General features: G+C 64.5%; 16 protein-coding genes and 1 tRNA gene. 9 read left to right on the top strand and 8 right to left on the bottom strand.

What is annotated here, in order from left to right; translation table 11 throughout:
• Positions 1–160: 160 nt before the first annotated feature.
• Complete coding sequence (locus ACN675_RS08885) at positions 161–1,189, top strand: isopenicillin N synthase family dioxygenase (protein WP_420750499.1); 1,029 nt, start codon at positions 161–163, stop codon at positions 1,187–1,189.
• Between the two features lie 80 nt (positions 1,190–1,269).
• Positions 1,270–1,605 (top strand): TfoX/Sxy family protein, encoded by a 336-nt coding sequence (locus tag ACN675_RS08880; protein ID WP_420750498.1) that lies wholly within the window; start codon positions 1,270–1,272, stop codon positions 1,603–1,605.
• A gap of 68 nt (positions 1,606–1,673) precedes the next feature.
• Here ACN675_RS08880 and ACN675_RS08875 read toward each other — a convergent pair whose 3' ends face one another.
• Together ACN675_RS08875 and ACN675_RS08870 are read right to left on the bottom strand one after the other, a co-directional pair.
• Positions 1,674–1,781 (bottom strand): methionine/alanine import family NSS transporter small subunit, encoded by a 108-nt coding sequence (locus ACN675_RS08875; protein WP_420750497.1) that lies wholly within the window; start codon positions 1,779–1,781, stop codon positions 1,674–1,676.
• Positions 1,778–3,412, bottom strand: a complete 1,635-nt coding sequence (locus ACN675_RS08870; RefSeq protein WP_420750496.1) for a sodium-dependent transporter — start codon at positions 3,410–3,412, stop codon at positions 1,778–1,780. The genes ACN675_RS08875 and ACN675_RS08870 overlap by 4 nt, the downstream gene beginning before the upstream one ends.
• Positions 3,413–3,582: 170 nt before the next feature.
• Here ACN675_RS08870 and ACN675_RS08865 point away from each other — a divergent pair, with 170 nt between their 5' ends.
• The 5 genes from ACN675_RS08865 (at position 3,583) to ACN675_RS08845 (ending at position 8,118) form a co-directional block, all read left to right on the top strand.
• On the top strand, positions 3,583–4,158 hold the full coding sequence (locus tag ACN675_RS08865; RefSeq protein ID WP_420750495.1) for a potassium channel family protein: 576 nt from the start codon (positions 3,583–3,585) through the stop codon (positions 4,156–4,158).
• Between the two features lie 108 nt (positions 4,159–4,266).
• Positions 4,267–6,069 (top strand): ABC transporter ATP-binding protein/permease, encoded by a 1,803-nt coding sequence (locus ACN675_RS08860; RefSeq protein ID WP_420750503.1) that lies wholly within the window; start codon positions 4,267–4,269, stop codon positions 6,067–6,069.
• Between the two features lie 327 nt (positions 6,070–6,396).
• Complete coding sequence (locus tag ACN675_RS08855) at positions 6,397–6,591, top strand: hypothetical protein (protein ID WP_420750494.1); 195 nt, start codon at positions 6,397–6,399, stop codon at positions 6,589–6,591.
• A gap of 73 nt (positions 6,592–6,664) precedes the next feature.
• Positions 6,665–7,258, top strand: a complete 594-nt coding sequence (locus ACN675_RS08850) for a carboxymuconolactone decarboxylase family protein (protein WP_420750493.1) — start codon at positions 6,665–6,667, stop codon at positions 7,256–7,258.
• Positions 7,255–8,118: an RNA polymerase sigma-70 factor gene (locus ACN675_RS08845; protein ID WP_420750492.1), complete on the top strand. Its 864-nt coding sequence runs from the start codon at positions 7,255–7,257 to the stop codon at positions 8,116–8,118. The genes ACN675_RS08850 and ACN675_RS08845 overlap by 4 nt, the downstream gene beginning before the upstream one ends.
• An 85-nt stretch (positions 8,119–8,203) precedes the next feature.
• Here ACN675_RS08845 and ACN675_RS08840 read toward each other — a convergent pair whose 3' ends face one another.
• From ACN675_RS08840 to ACN675_RS08820, 5 genes are all read right to left on the bottom strand, one after another.
• Positions 8,204–9,205: an ERCC4 domain-containing protein gene (locus ACN675_RS08840; protein ID WP_420750502.1), complete on the bottom strand. Its 1,002-nt coding sequence runs from the start codon at positions 9,203–9,205 to the stop codon at positions 8,204–8,206.
• Positions 9,206–9,317: 112 nt separating this feature from the next.
• Positions 9,318–9,848 (bottom strand): hypothetical protein, encoded by a 531-nt coding sequence (locus tag ACN675_RS08835; RefSeq protein ID WP_420750491.1) that lies wholly within the window; start codon positions 9,846–9,848, stop codon positions 9,318–9,320.
• Positions 9,849–10,076: 228 nt separating this feature from the next.
• The gene (locus tag ACN675_RS08830; RefSeq protein WP_420750490.1) at positions 10,077–10,778 is read right to left on the bottom strand and encodes a GNAT family N-acetyltransferase; all 702 of its coding nucleotides are present in this window, start codon (positions 10,776–10,778) and stop codon (positions 10,077–10,079) included.
• Positions 10,779–10,782: 4 nt separating this feature from the next.
• A complete protein-coding gene (locus ACN675_RS08825; RefSeq protein ID WP_420750489.1) occupies positions 10,783–13,059 on the bottom strand; it encodes a hypothetical protein in 2,277 nt (758 codons plus the stop codon).
• Between the two features lie 1,168 nt (positions 13,060–14,227).
• On the bottom strand, positions 14,228–14,869 hold the full coding sequence (locus ACN675_RS08820) for a hypothetical protein (protein WP_420750488.1): 642 nt from the start codon (positions 14,867–14,869) through the stop codon (positions 14,228–14,230).
• A 674-nt stretch (positions 14,870–15,543) separates the two neighbouring features.
• Between ACN675_RS08820 and ACN675_RS08815 the strand changes: the two genes are divergently transcribed.
• Positions 15,544–15,669, top strand: a complete 126-nt coding sequence (locus tag ACN675_RS08815) for a hypothetical protein (protein WP_420750487.1) — start codon at positions 15,544–15,546, stop codon at positions 15,667–15,669.
• A gap of 88 nt (positions 15,670–15,757) precedes the next feature.
• On the opposite strand, the gene ACN675_RS08810 is transcribed toward ACN675_RS08815, so the two are convergent.
• Positions 15,758–15,831: transfer RNA gene (locus ACN675_RS08810), tRNA-Leu, on the bottom strand.
• Positions 15,832–15,951: 120 nt separating this feature from the next.
• On the opposite strand from ACN675_RS08810, the gene ACN675_RS08805 reads away from it, so the two are divergent.
• Entirely contained in the window at positions 15,952–16,566 is a 615-nt protein-coding gene (locus tag ACN675_RS08805) for an ANTAR domain-containing response regulator (RefSeq protein WP_420750486.1), read from the top strand.
• Positions 16,567–16,658 lie beyond the last annotated feature (92 nt).

The raw sequence follows: 16,658 nt of genomic DNA, 5'->3' as shown, positions 1-16,658 counted from the left end.
ACGATCGCCGTGGCGGCGATCGCGGCGGCCGTCGCGACACCTCGCCGCCCCGACACCGTGGAGTCGTGACCGTCCCGTCCCGCGGAATGTCCCGAGTTCGCGTGCTGTTGCTCGAATCGGGGTCGCGCGCTCTTGCGGCTTCCGGAAAGGAATCAACGTCATGTCGGCGACCACCACGCTGCCCGTGATCGACCTCGCGGATCTCGACCGCGGAGCCGAGGCCCGCGCGGATCTGCTCACCCGGCTCCGCACGGTGACCCACGAGATCGGGTTCTTCCACCTGGCCGGCCACGGTATCGATCCGGCGCTCGCCGCAGACCTCATCGCCGCGGCCCGCGCGTTCTTCGCGTTGCCCGACGCCGCGAAACTCGAGATCGAGAACTCGAATTCGCCGCAGTTCCGCGGCTACACCCGCATCGGCGGGGAACGCACCCAGGGCTACGTCGACTGGCGCGAGCAGATCGACATCGGGCCCGAACGCGCGGCCGTCACCGAGATCGATCCCGCGAAGCCGTGGGAGGTGCTGCACGGTCCGAACCTGTGGCCGGCACAGCTCCCCGAGCTGCGGGAGCTCGCGCTGCGGTGGGTCGAACAGGCGCAGGCCGTCGGGATCGTCCTGCTGCGCGCCTGGGCGGAATCCCTCGGCGCCCCCGCCGACTTCTTCGCCGACGCCTTCGCCGATCCCGATCCGCTGCTCAAGATCGTCCGGTATCCCGGTCACGACCGGTCGGTCACCGGGCAGGGCGTCGGCAGCCACAAGGACGTCGGGGTCCTCACCCTGCTGTATCCGGAACCGGGCAGCACCGGATTCCAGGTCGACCGCGACGGCACCTGGATCGACGTGGCTCCGCAGCCGGGTTGCTTCATCGTCAACATCGGGGAACTGCTCGAACTGGCCACCGGCGGTTACCTCGAGGCCACCGCCCACCGGGTGTTGCCGCCGGAACCCGGCACCGACCGGATCTCGCTGCCGTTCTTCCTCAACCCCGGGCTCGACAAGGAACTGCCGACCGTCCCGCTGCCGCCCGAACTCGCCGCGAACGCCCGCGGCGTCGGCACCGACGAACACGGCGGAACCCTGCATTCGGTGTACGGCCTCAACGCGCTCAAGTCCCGGCTGCGCGCCCATCCGAATGTGACCGAGCGGTATCACGCGGACCTGCTGAACTCGCCCGCTCTGCGTGGGTGACGCCGGCGCTGCCTCCCGCACGGCGGGGACGTCCTCGCTCCGCGCCGCGGATGTCGGTGCGCGGGTCCACACTGTGACCCATGGCATACGACGAGGAGTTGGCGGACAGGATCCGGGACCTCATCGAACCGGGACCGGCCGTGACCGAACGCAGAATGTTCGGCGGGCTGTCCTTCATGGTGGACGGCAACATGGCCCTCGCGGTCAGCGGTGAAGGCGGGCTGCTCGTGCGGGTCGGATCCGACCTGCACGACCGACTCGTCGACCACGACTCCGCCCACCCGGCGATGATGGGGGAGCGCGAGATGACCGGCTGGGTCCGCGTGACTGCATCCTCCGTCGAGGACGATGCCGACCTGCGCGCGTGGGTCACCCGAGGGGTCGAGTTCGCGCGTTCGCTGCCCCAGAAGAGTTGACCTACCGCTGCCCCTCGTGCGCGGTTTCCGTAGCGGTGGCTACCGAAACCGCGCACGAGGGACGGTGGTCACTTCGGTTCGTCGGGGTGCTTCCGCAGGTGGAGCACGCTCGTGATCAACCCGCCCCACAGGGTGGCCAGGGCGAGGATCATCATCACGATCGCCGAGGTGTTCACAGGTTTCCTCCCGGCTCGGTTCCCTCGCGGGAATCGGTCTTGTCGATCGACACGGTTACGGAGTCGGGCCGATTCTCGTCCTCCTCGTAACCGAGGTCGACGTCACGACGCCAGGGCACGAACGACATCACGATCGCCAGCACGAGGACCGCGGCCTGCACCCCCCAGCCGAACGTCGTCACGAGACTGTCCGGCAACCCGCCGTATCCCTCCCGGATACGGTCGCGAATCTCGCTGAAGAGCATGTAACCGAGCACGATCGGGGTGATCACCCCGACGAAGACCTGCCAAACCGTCCCGACGTGGAACGACGACACCGAGTTCAGATGGTCGCGCAGCTCGGGCAGGCGACGCAGCACCCACGCGATGACGACGACCGCCACGAACGCCACCCCGACGATGCCGAACTGATTCGCGAACCTGTCGACGACGTCGAGCGTGTTCAACCCGGTGGTCGTCGGGAACAGGAGCAGCGACACGATCGCCGAGAAACCGCCGATGATCAGGACCGCCGGTACCCTCCCGAGGCCGGTCTTGTCCTCGAATGCCGACAGCGTCACCTGGATGATGCTGATCATCGAGGTGAATCCGGCGAACACGAGGGACGCGAAGAACAGCACGCCGAACAGCGGTCCGCCCGGCATCTGCGACACGATCGCCGGGAACGCGATGAACGCGAGACCGATACCTCCCGACACGACCTCGCTCACCTGCACGCCCTGTGCCTGCGCCATGAAGCCGAGGGCCGAGAACACGCCGATACCGGCGAGCACCTCGAAGCTCGAATTGGAGAAACCCACGACGAGACCCGAGCCGGTCAGATTGGTGTGCTTCTTCAGGTACGACGAGTAGGTGAGCATGATGCCGAAAGCCACCGACAGGGAGAAGAAGATCTGCGCGTAGGCCGCGATCCAGACGCCCGTGTCGGTCAGCGCGTCCCAGTTCGGGGTGAAGAAGGCGTTCAGCCCCTCGACCGCACCGTCGAGGAACAGGGCCCGGATCACGAGGGTGCCGAACAGGACGACCAGCAGCGGCACGAAGATGCGGTTGGCGTTTCCGATGCCGCGCTGCACCCCGAGGGCGAGCACCCCGAGCACGGCCACCCACACCAGCAGCAGGGGCCACGAGACACCCGGCACGAAATCGAGGCCGAACGTGGCGTCGGAGTTCATGTGCAGGAAGTCGTTCAGGAAGAAGCTCTCGGGATCGTCACCCCATGCCTCGGAGAGCGAAAAGAAGGTGTAGCACGCCGCCCAGGCCACGATCACCGCGTAGTAGACGCCGATGACGAAACACACGAACACCTGCCACCAGCCGATGAACTCGCTGCCGCGGGCCAGGCGACGGAACGCCAGCGGCGGGGAACCCCGGAACTTGTGGCCCATCGCGTAGTCGACGAACAGCAGGGGGATACCCGCGGTGAGCAGCGCCACCAGATACGGGATCAGGAACGCGCCGCCACCGTTCTCGTAGGCGACATAGGGGAACCGCCAGATGTTTCCCAGGCCGACGGCCGAGCCGATCGCCGCCATGATGAACACCGACCGCCCCGACCACACCTCACGCTTCTGCGTCACCACGGGTTCCGCTCCTTTACTCGTTTCACGTGTGTCGACGCTATCGTCCGCCATGCGCGAACAGGTCGATTTCCGGGGGCGGCGCGGCGTCCGGTCCGGTCGATCATCGACGACGAACTCCCTCGCAGCGGTTTCCCCGACATCGCTGCCCGGTGCCGGTCGGTCGCCTACCCTGAATCCGTTGCGTTGCTGGTCACCCACGGTCGCGGAAATCAGGTGACGCCATGGTCGAAGCCGCAGGGTCGCCGAGCCCGCCGGACGACGCTTCCGGTCGACCCGAACCGCTGTCGCGACGGGACCGGCGGCGGATCGTCTTCTACGCCCTGGCTCGTCCGTCACTGACCACGGTGGGGCTGCTGGTCGTCTACTTCGTCGTGCCCCTCGACCACGTCGGCGACCTGTCCGCCGCGGTGGCGATTGCCGCAGGGCTTCTCGTGGTCGTCGCCCTGGGCTGGTGGCAGCTCCACCGGATCATGGCCTCCGAATATCCCGGGGCGCAGGCGATCGAGGCGCTCACGACCGTGGTCGCGTTCTACCTCATGCTGTTCGCGACGGTGTACTTCCGGATGTCGGTGGTGAGCGCCGGCAGCTTCGACGAGCCACTGACCCGGATCGACGCCCTCTACTTCTGCCTGACCGTGTTCGCGACCGTCGGATTCGGTGACATCGCCGCCGTGAGCCAACCGGCACGGGTCGTGGTTTCGGTGCAGATGATCGCCAACCTGATCCTCATCGCCGCCGGTATCCGCGTGTTGTCCGCGGCCGTGCAGTGGCGGCGGCGGCAGCGCGGCATCGGCTGATCCGGACTCCTTCCCGAAGAATTCCCCATTTCCGCATGTCCGCCCGCCGACGCGGGTGATCCTTGTCCGGAACCCGGCGATCGTCGATGAAACGGGGGTCCGGAAATGGTGGAGTGGTCAACGGTCGTCGTCGACAGCGCCTTGTGGACGGTGAAGGCCTTCGTCATCACGCTCGTCGTGTCCGTTGCCGTGATCGCAGCGTTGGTGCGCTTCACTCGCTGGGGACGCCAATGGTGGCGCATCGCCGCGTCGTACTTCGATCCCCGCACCGGAATGACCGGTCTCGGACTGGCCGCGCTGGTGCTGTTGCTGACGGTCTTCGCGGTGCGGATGAACGTGTTGTTCTCGTACTGGTACAACGACTTCTACACCGCGATCCAGAATCTCGACGAACCGGCGTTCTGGCGATTCATGCGGATCTTCGCGGTCCTCGCCACGGTGCACGTGCTGCGCGCCCTCGTCGTCTATCTCGTCGGCCAGACCCTCGACATCAGCTGGCGCACCCACCTGAACGAACGGCTCGTGGATCGGTGGCTCGATTCCGGGGCCTACTATCGGGAGCGCTTCGTCTACGACCCGGTCGACAACCCCGATCAGCGGATCCAGGTCGACATCACGGATTTCGTCACCACGACCCGTGTCCTGTCGATGGGGGCGGTCAACGCGGTGCTGTCGATCGTGAGCTTCACCGGCATCCTCTGGGACCTGTCCGGTCCGATGACGCTCTTCGGCGTCGAAATTCCGCGCCTGATGGTCTTTCTCGTGTTCATCTACGTGCTGGTCACCACCGCGGTCGCGTTCTGGATCGGCCGGCCGCTCATCCGGCTGAACTTCCTCAACGAGAAACTCGGCGCGACCTACCGCTACGCACTGGTCCGGGTGCGCGAGTACGGCGAGTCCATCGCGTTCTACCGCGGAGAGCCCGTCGAACGCGGTGGCCTGCTCACGAAATTCGCAGCGGTCATCCGGAACTGGTGGCGACTGGTGTTCCGGACCCTGAAGTTCAACGGTTTCAACCTCGCCGTCAATCAGCTCTCGGTGATCTTCCCGTTCCTCGTCCAGGGGCCTCGGCTGTTCGCCGGCCAGATCACCCTCGGCGACGTGATGCAGACGTCCAACGCCTTCGGGCAGGTACACGATTCGCTGTCGTTCTTCCGGGAGTCCTACGACGACTTCGCGGCGTTCCGGGCCACCACGATCCGTCTCACCGGCTTGCTCGACACGACCGACCGAGCCGGGAAGCTGCCCACGCTCGCCGCGACCGAGCAGGGGGAGCGTCTGGACGTGAGCGGCTTGTCCGTCACCACCCCCGCCGGGGAACCACTCGTCACGGACCTGTCGCTCAACGTCGAGCCGGGCGAGGCGCTGCTGGTGCGGGGTGCGTCGGGCAGCGGGAAGACCACCCTGCTGCGCACGGTCGCGGGGCTGTGGCCGCACGCGCACGGCGCGGTCGGTCGCCCTGCCGGTGACGCGCTGTTCCTGTCCCAGCAGCCGTACATGCCGCTCGGGACGCTGCGCGACGCACTCACCTATCCGGACCCGGCCGATACTGCCGAGACCGGCAGGGACGACGCCGCACTGCGCCGGGTTCTGGAACGAGTCCAACTCGGGAACCTCGTCGACCGGCTGGACGAGCCTGCGGACTGGACCCGCATCCTGTCGCCGGGGGAGCAGCAGCGCCTCGGATTCGCGCGGATTCTGCTCGCAGAACCGGCGATCGTGTTCCTCGACGAAGCGACCGCGGCCGTCGACGAAGGACTCGAGAACTCGCTCTATCGCACCTTGCGGGAAGCGCTTCCCGAGGCGGTGATCGTGAGTGTCGGTCACCGGAGCACGCTCGACGGATTCCACGACCGGATCCTCGAACTCCGCGGCGGCGGACGGTGGGCCGTCACCGATCGCGTGCGGTGACTATTTAGGCACAGTAACGGATTTCGGGTTGCGAATGGGTCTCTTGTCGAGGACCAAAGCCCTCGGATCGCTGTCGGAGATCACAATTCCATTGCGAGATGTATGTCACAGAGGATAAGATCGTCGTATTCGCGCAGCCTCGCCCTCAGGGTTCACCGGTTCGCGCGAGGGGGAGCGCTCGGTGTGGACGCCGACTCTGTAAGCAGCACAGAGGATTCGGCAATCTGGAACGTTCACGGTCCGAGTGCTGTGTGCGGCGCGCCGGGGGTGCCGCGGAGGGCCGGGTGGGCGGTCGCCGATGATAGTTCAGCGTCGAAAGCAGGCCTTATGACCACTGCTCGAGATCATGTGCAGCCGCTCGAGCGGCAGGACTCACGCGTCCGCTACATGGCCGGAACCGTCGGGAGTGCGGCGCTCGTCGCCGGTGTGCCGGCGGGTGTCCTCACCGAATCGCTGCTCGTCGGTCTCGTCGTCGCGATCGTCACCCTCACGTGCGTTCTCCTTGCGGAGGTCATGATCTGATCCCGGGCTGTCACAGGCGGGGCGCGGCCGGTGTCTACATGGTGTCCCTGAACCGACACCCGAGGAGCTCACCATGACCGGCGAAACCAGAATCCCCAAGGCAGAGCTGACCGGACTCTACGGCGCACTCGTGACGCGAATGACGCGGAGAATGCTCGGTGACGTGCCCGACGGCGTCGGCGTCCTGTGGAACAACCGGAAGGTGATGAACTTCAGCGTCGGCATGGGCCGCAAGGCGCAGAAATGGGATCGCTGCGACGCGAATCTGAAGTCGTTCGCGCACATGGCCGTGGCGAGCCTCGTCGGATGCGGCTTCTGTCTCGACTACGGCTACTTCGAATCCCGCAACAAGGGACTCGACGTGGCGAAGGTGCGTGAGGTGCCCCGCTGGCGCGAATCCGATGTGTTCTCACCGCTCGAGCGTGACATCATGGACTACGCCGAGGCGATGACCCGGACGCCGCCGACCGTGAGCGACGAACTGTCGGCACGGTTGCTCGACGCCCTGGGAGCCGAGGCGCTCGTCGAACTGACCATGTACATCGCGCTGGCGAATACCGCGACCAGGTCCAACGTCGCGTTCGGTATCGAATCGCAGGAGTACGCGTCGAGCTGCGGTCTCGAACCTCTCGCCACTCGGTCCGCCACCCGGTCGGGCAGCGCATGACCGACGACCCGTTCGTCACCCACCGCAGCCTGTTGTTCACGGTGGCCTACGAGATGCTCGGCTCCGCCGCCGACGCCGAGGACGTCGTCCAGGAGACCTGGATGAAGTGGGCCGGTGTCGACAGATCGGAGGTGCTGGACGCCCGGGCCTACCTGGTTCGGATCGTCACCAGACTCTCGCTCAACCATCTGCGGGCGGCGACGCGCCGTCGCGAGGAGTACATCGGCGAATGGCTTCCCGAGCCGCTCCTGACCGGTCCCGACGCCGAGGCAGACGTCGAACTTGCCGAGAGCGTCTCGATCGCGATGCTCACCGTGCTCGAGACGCTCGCCCCCGTCGAACGCGCCGTGTTCGTGCTGCGCGAGGTCTTCGACACCCCGTACGACGAAATTGCCCGGGCGGTCGACAAGAGTCCGGCGGCGGTCCGGCAGATCGCGCACCGAGCCCGGGAGCACGTCACCGCGCGGCGTCCCCGGATGCAGGTGGACCCGGACGAGCAGGCCGTGGTCGTCGAGAAATTCCTGACCGCAGTATCCACCGGCGATCTGCAGGGCCTGCTCGAGGTCCTTGCCCCGGATGTCGTTGCGATCGCCGACGGCGGCGGGATCGTCCGAGCGGCGCGGAAACCAATCGTGGGGGCGGAGGTCCTGGCGTCGCTGCTGGTGCGCTTCGCGAATATCCCTGGATTCACCGTGACCCGCGTGGACGTCAACGCGATGCCCGGCTTGCGCATCGACGCCGCCGGGGCGACCGTCGTCGGTGCTGTCGCGGTCGAGGGCGGACGAATCACCCGCATCTTCGGGATCAGCAATCCGCACAAGCTGAGCCGGATGGGTTCGGTGGTGGAACTGCGCCGTTGAGAGGCGACCTGAGTGACGGTTGGCGTACCGATATTTCGGTACGCCAACCGCCATTTCCGCCCACATCAACCCCAGCAAGTGCCGTTCAGGCGTCGTCCGGCGCGGGGTGCGCGTCGCGCCACGCCGCCCACACCTCGGGCCGCAACTTTCCTCGCTCCGGCACATCCATGCCGACGGCGCGCGCCCACGCGCGTACCTGTGCGGTGGCGGGATCTGCCGAGGTCGGAGCGGGATCGGCAACGGTCGTTTCGGGCTTGTGTGTATCCGGGACGATGCGCTCGCGCGCGACGATGTCGTCCTCTGCCCATTGGTGCGCGGCCGCGAGAAAGCGGTACGTCCATTCCTCGGCGAGCGCGCGGGTCTCGCAGAACACGATCGGCACATTCGGATAGCGGACCTGCAGCTCGGCGAGACCGTCGGCGACCAGGGCGGGCCGAACCCACCCGACCTTGAACACCGCCGAATAGCGGTCCTCGACGACCACCGCGGCACGTGATAGAGCAGCGAGTTCGGCCATCGCGAACCGAAGTTTGCCGTTGGTGAGACTCGACACCAGATCCGACAAGGATTTGCGCTCCACCGAGGCCACGAGCCGGTCGTCGGAGACGAGACCGTAGTCGCCGCACGTCAGCGGCCGGGTCACGGTCGTGACCTGCTGACCGGAGAACTTGTACGCGTAGCGCTCGTGCGAATCGACGACGATGGTCAGATCTGCGAGGCCTGCGGCGCGGGCGGTGGGGGTGCGCACCTGGGGACGAGCCTGTTTGCGGGTGCGCGGCGACTGCCAGAACACCATGTCGCGGCCCCGCGCCTTGGTGAACACGACCTGGGAGCGGTTCTCGCGGCTCCTGTCGACGACGAGATCGATTGCGGCGCCGCGTCGTACGCACGACCGCACACCCACGCGCTCGACCACATCGGGATCCTCGGGCCACTCCCCGGCAGGAACCGGATAGCAGAACAGCGCTTTGGTGCGCGGCCACGTATCGGATGTACGGAACACGAGCCCGCCCTCGAGCGGAAGACGCAGCAGAAACGGCAGGCTCGAACCCGGATCGGGATTACGCGCGATCACCAGATCCACTATCGTCGTCACCTTCCGATGGTTCGGTCACCGTGTACGACCCACCCTATGTGGAGCGGAGACGGCTCGCGGGCGAGACCACGCGATGTGGTCCCGCCCGCGAGGATCGTCCGGATCAGCGACCGGGCACGATGTCGATGTTGCCCCTGCACACCGCATTCTGCGTGTTGAGGAACCACCAACCGCCGCCGGTCTGCGTGGTGACCGTGAAGTCCACGTTCCCGACTCCCGTGAACGTCCGGTTGATCGGAATGCCGGGCTTCTGCTGCCAGGCGGTCTGCTCACTGACCGAGCGCCCGGATTCCCCGGTGGTGTTGTTGTGCCAGTCGACGATGACCTGCGTGCCGTACCAGTTGGGCCCGATGCTCGGGAACAGTCCCGGAGGCGGCGCCGGCAGTTCGTTGCCGCCGCTGAGCAGCAGTGACGGAACGAGCGCATTCCCGTTCGGCGGCAGCGACTCCCCGGAACCGGCCGTGATCGTCCAGGTGAACGGCGGAGCCCACGGCAGCGGGTTCGCGCTTCCGCATGTCATCGTCGTCGACGTCGCCGCATTGGCGACACCGCCCCCTCCGATCGTCAGTGCAGCGGCCACGCCGGCGGCAGCCAGGATCGACGCACCCGTGCGTTGGATCGTTCGTCTCCCCATATGAAGCTCTTCCTTCCGCGTCGTCGAAATCCGAATACCAACCTTCCCTTCCTAGCGGGTGCAGGTCGATTCGTCCCGGTTTCGGGTAGTCGTGTCGGAGGAAAATGCCGTTCAGTTGGGAGCGGCCGAGTTGGGTTGCAGGGACTGCACTGGTCGACTACTCGTCGGGATGTGGAACGTGGGTGTTCTTGGTCATGCTCGGTCCGAACAGCATGGACGCGCTGCTTGTCACGCCAGATACTGCTGCGGATCGAGCATCGGAATCCGGCCTGTTCGGTCGACCGCTGCCCTCAGCGCGCGGATCTCCTCGTCGTTAGGGTTGATGTGTCCCTCACATGCCAGAAGATTCTGCTCGAGGAAGCTGAGAACGACTGACGCCTCCACGTTGCCGCTCGACCAGTAGGAGGCGTCTGCCGCGAAAACCATCAGGAACAGGTCTCGCACGCGATCGGAGTCTTCGTGGATTGCGGGTTGAAAGTACGGCAACGGCAGAATCAGAGCACCCAGCCTGTCGTACAGCCGCAGCCGTGCTACCGGATCGCCGTACTCTGTCGCTGGGTGGATACGGGGGTCCTCAACCTCACCGAGGATCAGTAAGGGTTCAAGTAAACTCCACCATTGAGCCAGCGATTCGGTGATTAGGCGGCGGCCGATGCCGTCGCCACGCAATCCTGGCGCAACCGCAACGTACGAGACGAGCAGCACCCGGCACTCAGCGAACCATTCGCCAACGATTCCGCCAACGACCTCATCCGCGGGATCGAGCGCGACCAACACATGCGTATCGCTATCAGGATCAGTTGCGGCGTCAAGGAACTCCGCGCGGGTGATCAGCTCTGGGCGCGGAAACGACCAAGCGAGCACACGGTCATACAACGCTGCCAGCTGGGCGTCTTCGATTTCGCATGCGTTACATAATCGGATGTCCACAGGCCTATCTCCTTCGCCAGACGAAGAACGCCACAATCACAATGATGAGCGCCACAGCGCAGATACCAGCGAAGACCCACAACTCGCCCCACTCGTCGCTGTTCATCCCCACGACGTAGTCGCCCCCGACCCTCAGGCTGTGGATATAAGAGAACATTCCGGCCAGTGAGAACACGGCAACGAATGCCAGAATGACCTCGACCACCATCTCGAAGCGGCGCCGGCGCTTCTCCTCGAGGGTTCTCTCGTACTCCACCATGTATGCGTAGAGTTGGTCGGTCTGCTGAATCTGACCGTCGAGTTCCGCCATCAACCGGCGCATGTCCGCCTTGCTCATCAGGTTGTCGAGGAACGTTCGGTGTGCATCAGAATGCACCAGGTGGGTCGAATTGAGTAGGGTGTGTCGTGCTCGGACACGTGCGATGAACTCGCTCAGATCCAGCCGGATCTTGTCGAGCTTGGCATCGTCTCGACGGCTACTCGTGCGTGACCCCGGCTCTTTCCACGCGGTGAGTTGGTTTAGTGCTGTGTGGTGTTTTTGGTCGAGTGCTCGTTTCCACATCCGCAATAGTGCGGGCAGTGTCGCGGTGTACTCGGCCATCTCCATAAGACTCAGATATCCCCAGCTTGGTGCCTGAGGCAGGAACAGCACCGTCGTGTTCGTGGACCTGCTTGCGAAATCATGGTCGAAGCGGCTTTCTCCGAGCAAGTTCGGCACATTCTGGGGGGTGCGGTTGCAGATCCATTCCTCGAGCGTGATGGGCAGGCGCTCGATCGGCTGGAACAGCAAGGATCCGGCAAGCTTCCGGATATCGTCGCTGGTCGCTGGTTTCTCGCCGCCGTCCGCAGGTACCGATGCCGCCCGGACCTCGACAATGGCATGGTAGTCGGCGTCAATATTCATGTGGGCACGCACACGTGGTTCAGGCTGGTGGCAGTCGCCTCGGCACTCACGTTTGAGCTCAGCGCCAAGCTGCTTAGCGAGTACTTCCACTAAATCGGTCACGAAATTGGCCAATCCGGAGTAGCCGGGGTCTCCGCCACGGATCACTTCCGGACCCATCCATTGCGAACCGCGGCGCAGCGCCTGATTCAGCTCGTGAAGTGACAGCGCCGTGACAGGGGTCTGTATCCGTACGTGATGATTTCCGAATCTCGCCAACCAGATCTCGACGTCGAATTGGGGCAGCTTGACGAAGCGCCCGGGTTGTTTCGGGTCAGGTGCGGTGGTGGTGACTTCTACACCCGGCATCTTCACCACGGTGCCGTGTCGGGAATCGGGATCACTTAGCGACCAGATGTCCGTAAGTGCCATATCAACTGCATCCAGCGCTCTGACGGGATCTTTCCTCTCGTTCTCCAGTTCGTTACTGCTATGGTTTTTGCCCCACAACTTGCGAGCGAGGTCTCCAGCCTTCAAACCTTCAGCGGCCTCGGCGCAGTGTGGAGCCCCCCTTGGATCTCCGCATCCCTCGAGTGTGAAGGGGTACACATACGTCACGCGTGCTTCCAGAAATTTGAGTTCGGGTGAGTCTGGATCCTGTAGTCGCTTGTGGTAGGCATCGAGGAGGCGACGGTGTGCTCGCAACGGTGGGGCATACAGACTGTTCGTGAGGAGAGGGGCGCGTTCAGTGCTCGAGAGGCGCTGGATTGTGTGAGTCAGTGCGGCTATTGCCATCGGACACTTACTCAGCACGCAGATGAGGGAATTCGCCATCTCCGACAGGGCGCCGAAATAGCAGATGTGCACCTTTAGAACGTGTTCTACTAATGCGCTGAATGAGTTGGGATCCTCGATCGGAGTGAGACTGACGAGCTGTTCCCGCGATTGAGAGACGACTCTTCGTGCCTGCGTTGCCATTTCGGACGGGCAGGAGCACAGCAGGCCGTTTTCAACCATCATGCAAACCTTTAACGTCTGAATGTGCTGCATAAGAACATCGATCGAGTGTCGGCCCGGCATCGAGCGGGGGGTGTTCTCCCACGCGGTCTGTCCAGCGTCAATCAGATCCTCGATCGGCTCGTGGTCGATACTGAACTCCCATGATTTCAGGCACCGCATGTAGAGGTAGTACGCCTGCAGTCCAGCGTGATCCGGCCACGACGCACGGTCCCGCCATACCCGTGCGAGTTCCTGCTCCAAATTGTTCGACTCCTGCGGATGCGAGACGAATCGGTCGATGTCCTCGACCGCGATCTCGGCTTCTTTCGCATCCTTACGGACTATGTCCAGTGACCAGGACGCGAACTCGTTCCTGTATGCAGTCCAGGAGATGCACATCCGACCTCCCCAAAATTGGTCCTTTGCAAATTCATCTGTTGTCGAGTGTGCGCTGCCGATGCAGGCATGTCCCGCGTACCGCACTACTCGAATCGTGTGCCAATAGGCTGCAGAGATTCCTGCGTGGACTTGATCAATCCACTTTGGCTGCCTTACCGCGCTGAATGTTAGGCGCTGTCATTTCCCCGCTTGTGGTCCGTGTTCGCTCGAGGCACCTGTGCAATCGAAGGGCGCGCCCGCGCGAACTGCGCCACCGCGAGGCCCGCGAATACGGCTGCTCGCACCTGGCGATCGGCGACGCCCTTCGGAATCTGCCGAAGTCCGGCCGAGCCATGCTCAAACGCGTCGGCATCCGCACAAAGTCCAGCGCAGCAGCGGCCGCCGTGGAATGCCACTCCACACCCGCGTCCGGGTCCTATTGTGCGGAATGCGGCATTGGAACGCCGACGAGTACCGGCAGCGAAGCGACTGTTCGGACGGAGTTCGAGGCGACGAGGTGTACCAGGCGATCAACCTGACCGGTTGGATGAGGCGCATCGCAAGCAGTTGGAGCATCTGGCGGCGATGCGGGCCACGGGGTCGCCGTCCGCAGTGAGTGCGGTGTCATCGGCGGCATCCGCGACCTGCTCATAGATGTGTCGCGGGTTGATCCACGCGCTCTCGCCACCGAGTTCGCCGGCCAAGCAGATCAGGGCGTGAGGCATCGGCCTGTAAGAGCAGTCAATCGCCGCCCGTTGCGTGTCGCTCGATCACCGAAAGTCCGCCCGGCGCGGCGGCGATCTCAACATTGAGCACGCGCAGCGCGCATGACGACGTGGACACCGCTCCCGTGCCGGGCGAATCCTTCGCCGGACCTAGCGCTCGACGCAGCGGGAGCGAGCTCACGACAGATCGTGTGTCACTCCATATCGTCATCGTCTTTCCCCAGGCAGCTGGATGCTTCGAGCGAAACAATCAGCACCATCGCGATCGACTGCAGATTCCGCCCCCACCGCCGACGTTCGGCAGGTTCACGTTTGGTGCGTCTATATCGACGTCGATGTCAGAATCGTCAGCGGTACCCAACGTCAGGTTGTCGCCATAGTGCTCAACGCTTGTAGTCCTCGAGCTCTTGGTTTCGCTGTTCTTGCTCGGTCCGGCACATCCCGAGACCGCATCGGCGTTCTTCTTACGCCTTGATCTCCGCCGCCACCATCGCATCGACGTACGGCTCGGCCACAGCCGACACCTGCGGAAGTAGCGCGGGCAGCTGCTCATCGATCGGTGCCGCATCCCGTTGATGATCGAGCGAAGGCAAGAACACCCCATCTCCGGAGGCGATAACCAGTTCGTTGACACTCGGACCCGCTATTGCGCTTGCTGAGGGGCCAGCCGTCGCGAGGTGGACGAAGGATTTGTCGCCCATCTTGGTTGAACCCGCATCCTCGGGAGTGCGCACGAGAGTGACCTCGGATCCGATCGGAAGCGCTGCGACGAGTCGCTTTCCGTACGCATCCGACATGCCGGAGCAGGTTCCTTGGCCGGTATGTGCGAGCAGAATCTTGATGGGGTAGCGGCTGCCGACGTCGATGCTCACATGCGGTGAGTCAACCTCGGTCACAGTGCCGGCGAGGATTGGTGCGGTATCCAGATCGACCTGTGCGGTCGCCGTCTCGGCTCGACCGTCCGTCTTGTCGTCGTTGCCCATGCAGCTACCCACGACTACAAGGAAGACAAATCCGCCCGCCACCCACTGCCACTTCTTCACATTTTTCGCATACCTCGCACGTGCCACACCAGGAAGATCACTCACGTGCGCGTTGTCGTACATTCCGTGCGCATGGCTGGGAACCAAAACACGGCCCGTGCTGCGTCGAAACAGGAATCGAATCAGGAATGGAGACTGAGTGGGTGGGGGACCTGCTGCGTGCGAAGAAGATGCTCGAGCACGCTGGGCAAAGGAGTGCGGTCGGTGCTTCCCGAGCAAAGTCACCCGGCGGTCGACGGCGCTCGAGATCGAGGCCGGCTACAGGGCGCGCAGTCGCGGAGCTGCACGACCACGCTGAGTGCCGCGACGAGGCCGTAGCGCAGGCCCCGCAGTTCGCGATCCGTGCCGTCGACAGCATCCATGGCACGCTCGTCAACGACAGTCCGGCCGGTGCCGATCTGGCAGGACGCGTGAAGGACCGGGCCACCCGCACCCTGCTACTGGGCGGTGTCGCCACGGTCCTCGTCACGGTGTCACCACCGTCGCACGGCTCCTCGGTACCGGCGCGATCGATCCGACGTCGTGGGAGTCATGAAAGCTCGTCGACGGAGCCGTGCTGAGAGCGGCAATCACGGCCGGTATGTCGTTCGTGCAGCGGAGCGTCCAGTCTCCGACCGGCGAGTGATGGGATCGATCGCCGGAGCATCCCAACGCCGTCGGTAGCACGGTCGTCGCGGTGATCGGGTCGATGCGCCTGAACAGCAGGCCGAAGCGGGGCGAATGCAGTCAGATTGTCGGTGCGGCTCATCCGTGATCTGCTCGCGCACATCACGGCGTTGACGTTGTTTCTGCGGCATCATGCTCCGCATGGGGATCTGCCGGATCCGCCGCAGATCCCTGCCGAGTTGCAGGAGGAGATCTGATCGCGTCCACCGGCCGTTTGCTGCACGCTCGGTGCGGAACGGCTGCCGAAGGGGCTGAGGGAGTGAACCCCTCACAGTTCAGTGGTTGTGCCCCCGGTGAGACTCGAACTCACACTGGACGGGTTTTGAATCCGTTTCCTCTGCCAATTGGGATACGGGGGCGTCGTGCGGAGACCACTGTAAGGGATCGGGCGGAACGGTCAAACACCGGTACCCTTCTATCGATCGCCTTCAATCCCGGAGGCGGCCCGAACGACGCGAGCGATGAGGAGAAGGCCGACGATGACAGCCGCCCCGCACGAGAACTCCACCACGCCCCGCCGGGTCGTGGTCGCCGAGGACGAGGCGCTGATCAGGCTCGATCTTGTCGAGATGCTGCGCGAAGAGGGTTACGACGTCGTCGGGGAGGCCGGTGACGGGCAGCGCGCCGTCGAGCTCGCAGCCGAGCTGAAGCCGGACCTGGTCATCATGGACGTGAAGATGCCGCGCCGCGACGGAATCGACGCCGCATCCGAGATCGCCGAGCGCCGGATCGCCCCCGTGGTGATTCTCACAGCGTTCAGTCAGCGCGAGCTCGTCGAGCGTGCCCGCGACGCCGGCGCGATGGCCTATCTGGTCAAGCCGTTCTCGAAGTCGGATCTGGTTCCCGCGATCGAGGTGGCTGCCAGCCGTTTCGCCGAAATCCGCGAACTCGAGAAGGAGATCGCCGGACTGAGCGAACGATTCGAGGTCCGCAAGCTCGTCGACCGTGCCAAGGGCATGCTGATGGAGAAGCACGCGATGACCGAGCCGGAGGCGTTCCGGTGGATCCAGCGCGCGGCGATGGACCGCCGGACCACGATGAAGCAGGTCGCTCAGGTCGTCATCGACACGCTCGGGGCCGAGACCGAGGGCTGAGTCCACGCCGTCGGTCGTTACGGCCGCGTCAATTCTTCCTCCCTCTGTATAACGGTCGGATCACAACGATTTCGGCGCGGTTCGCCGCGCTC

The organism is Rhodococcus sp. O3, assembly GCF_048897285.1.
In the GTDB taxonomy this organism is placed as follows: domain Bacteria; phylum Actinomycetota; class Actinomycetes; order Mycobacteriales; family Mycobacteriaceae; genus Rhodococcus.
This window is presented reverse-complemented; position numbering and strand designations above follow the sequence as displayed.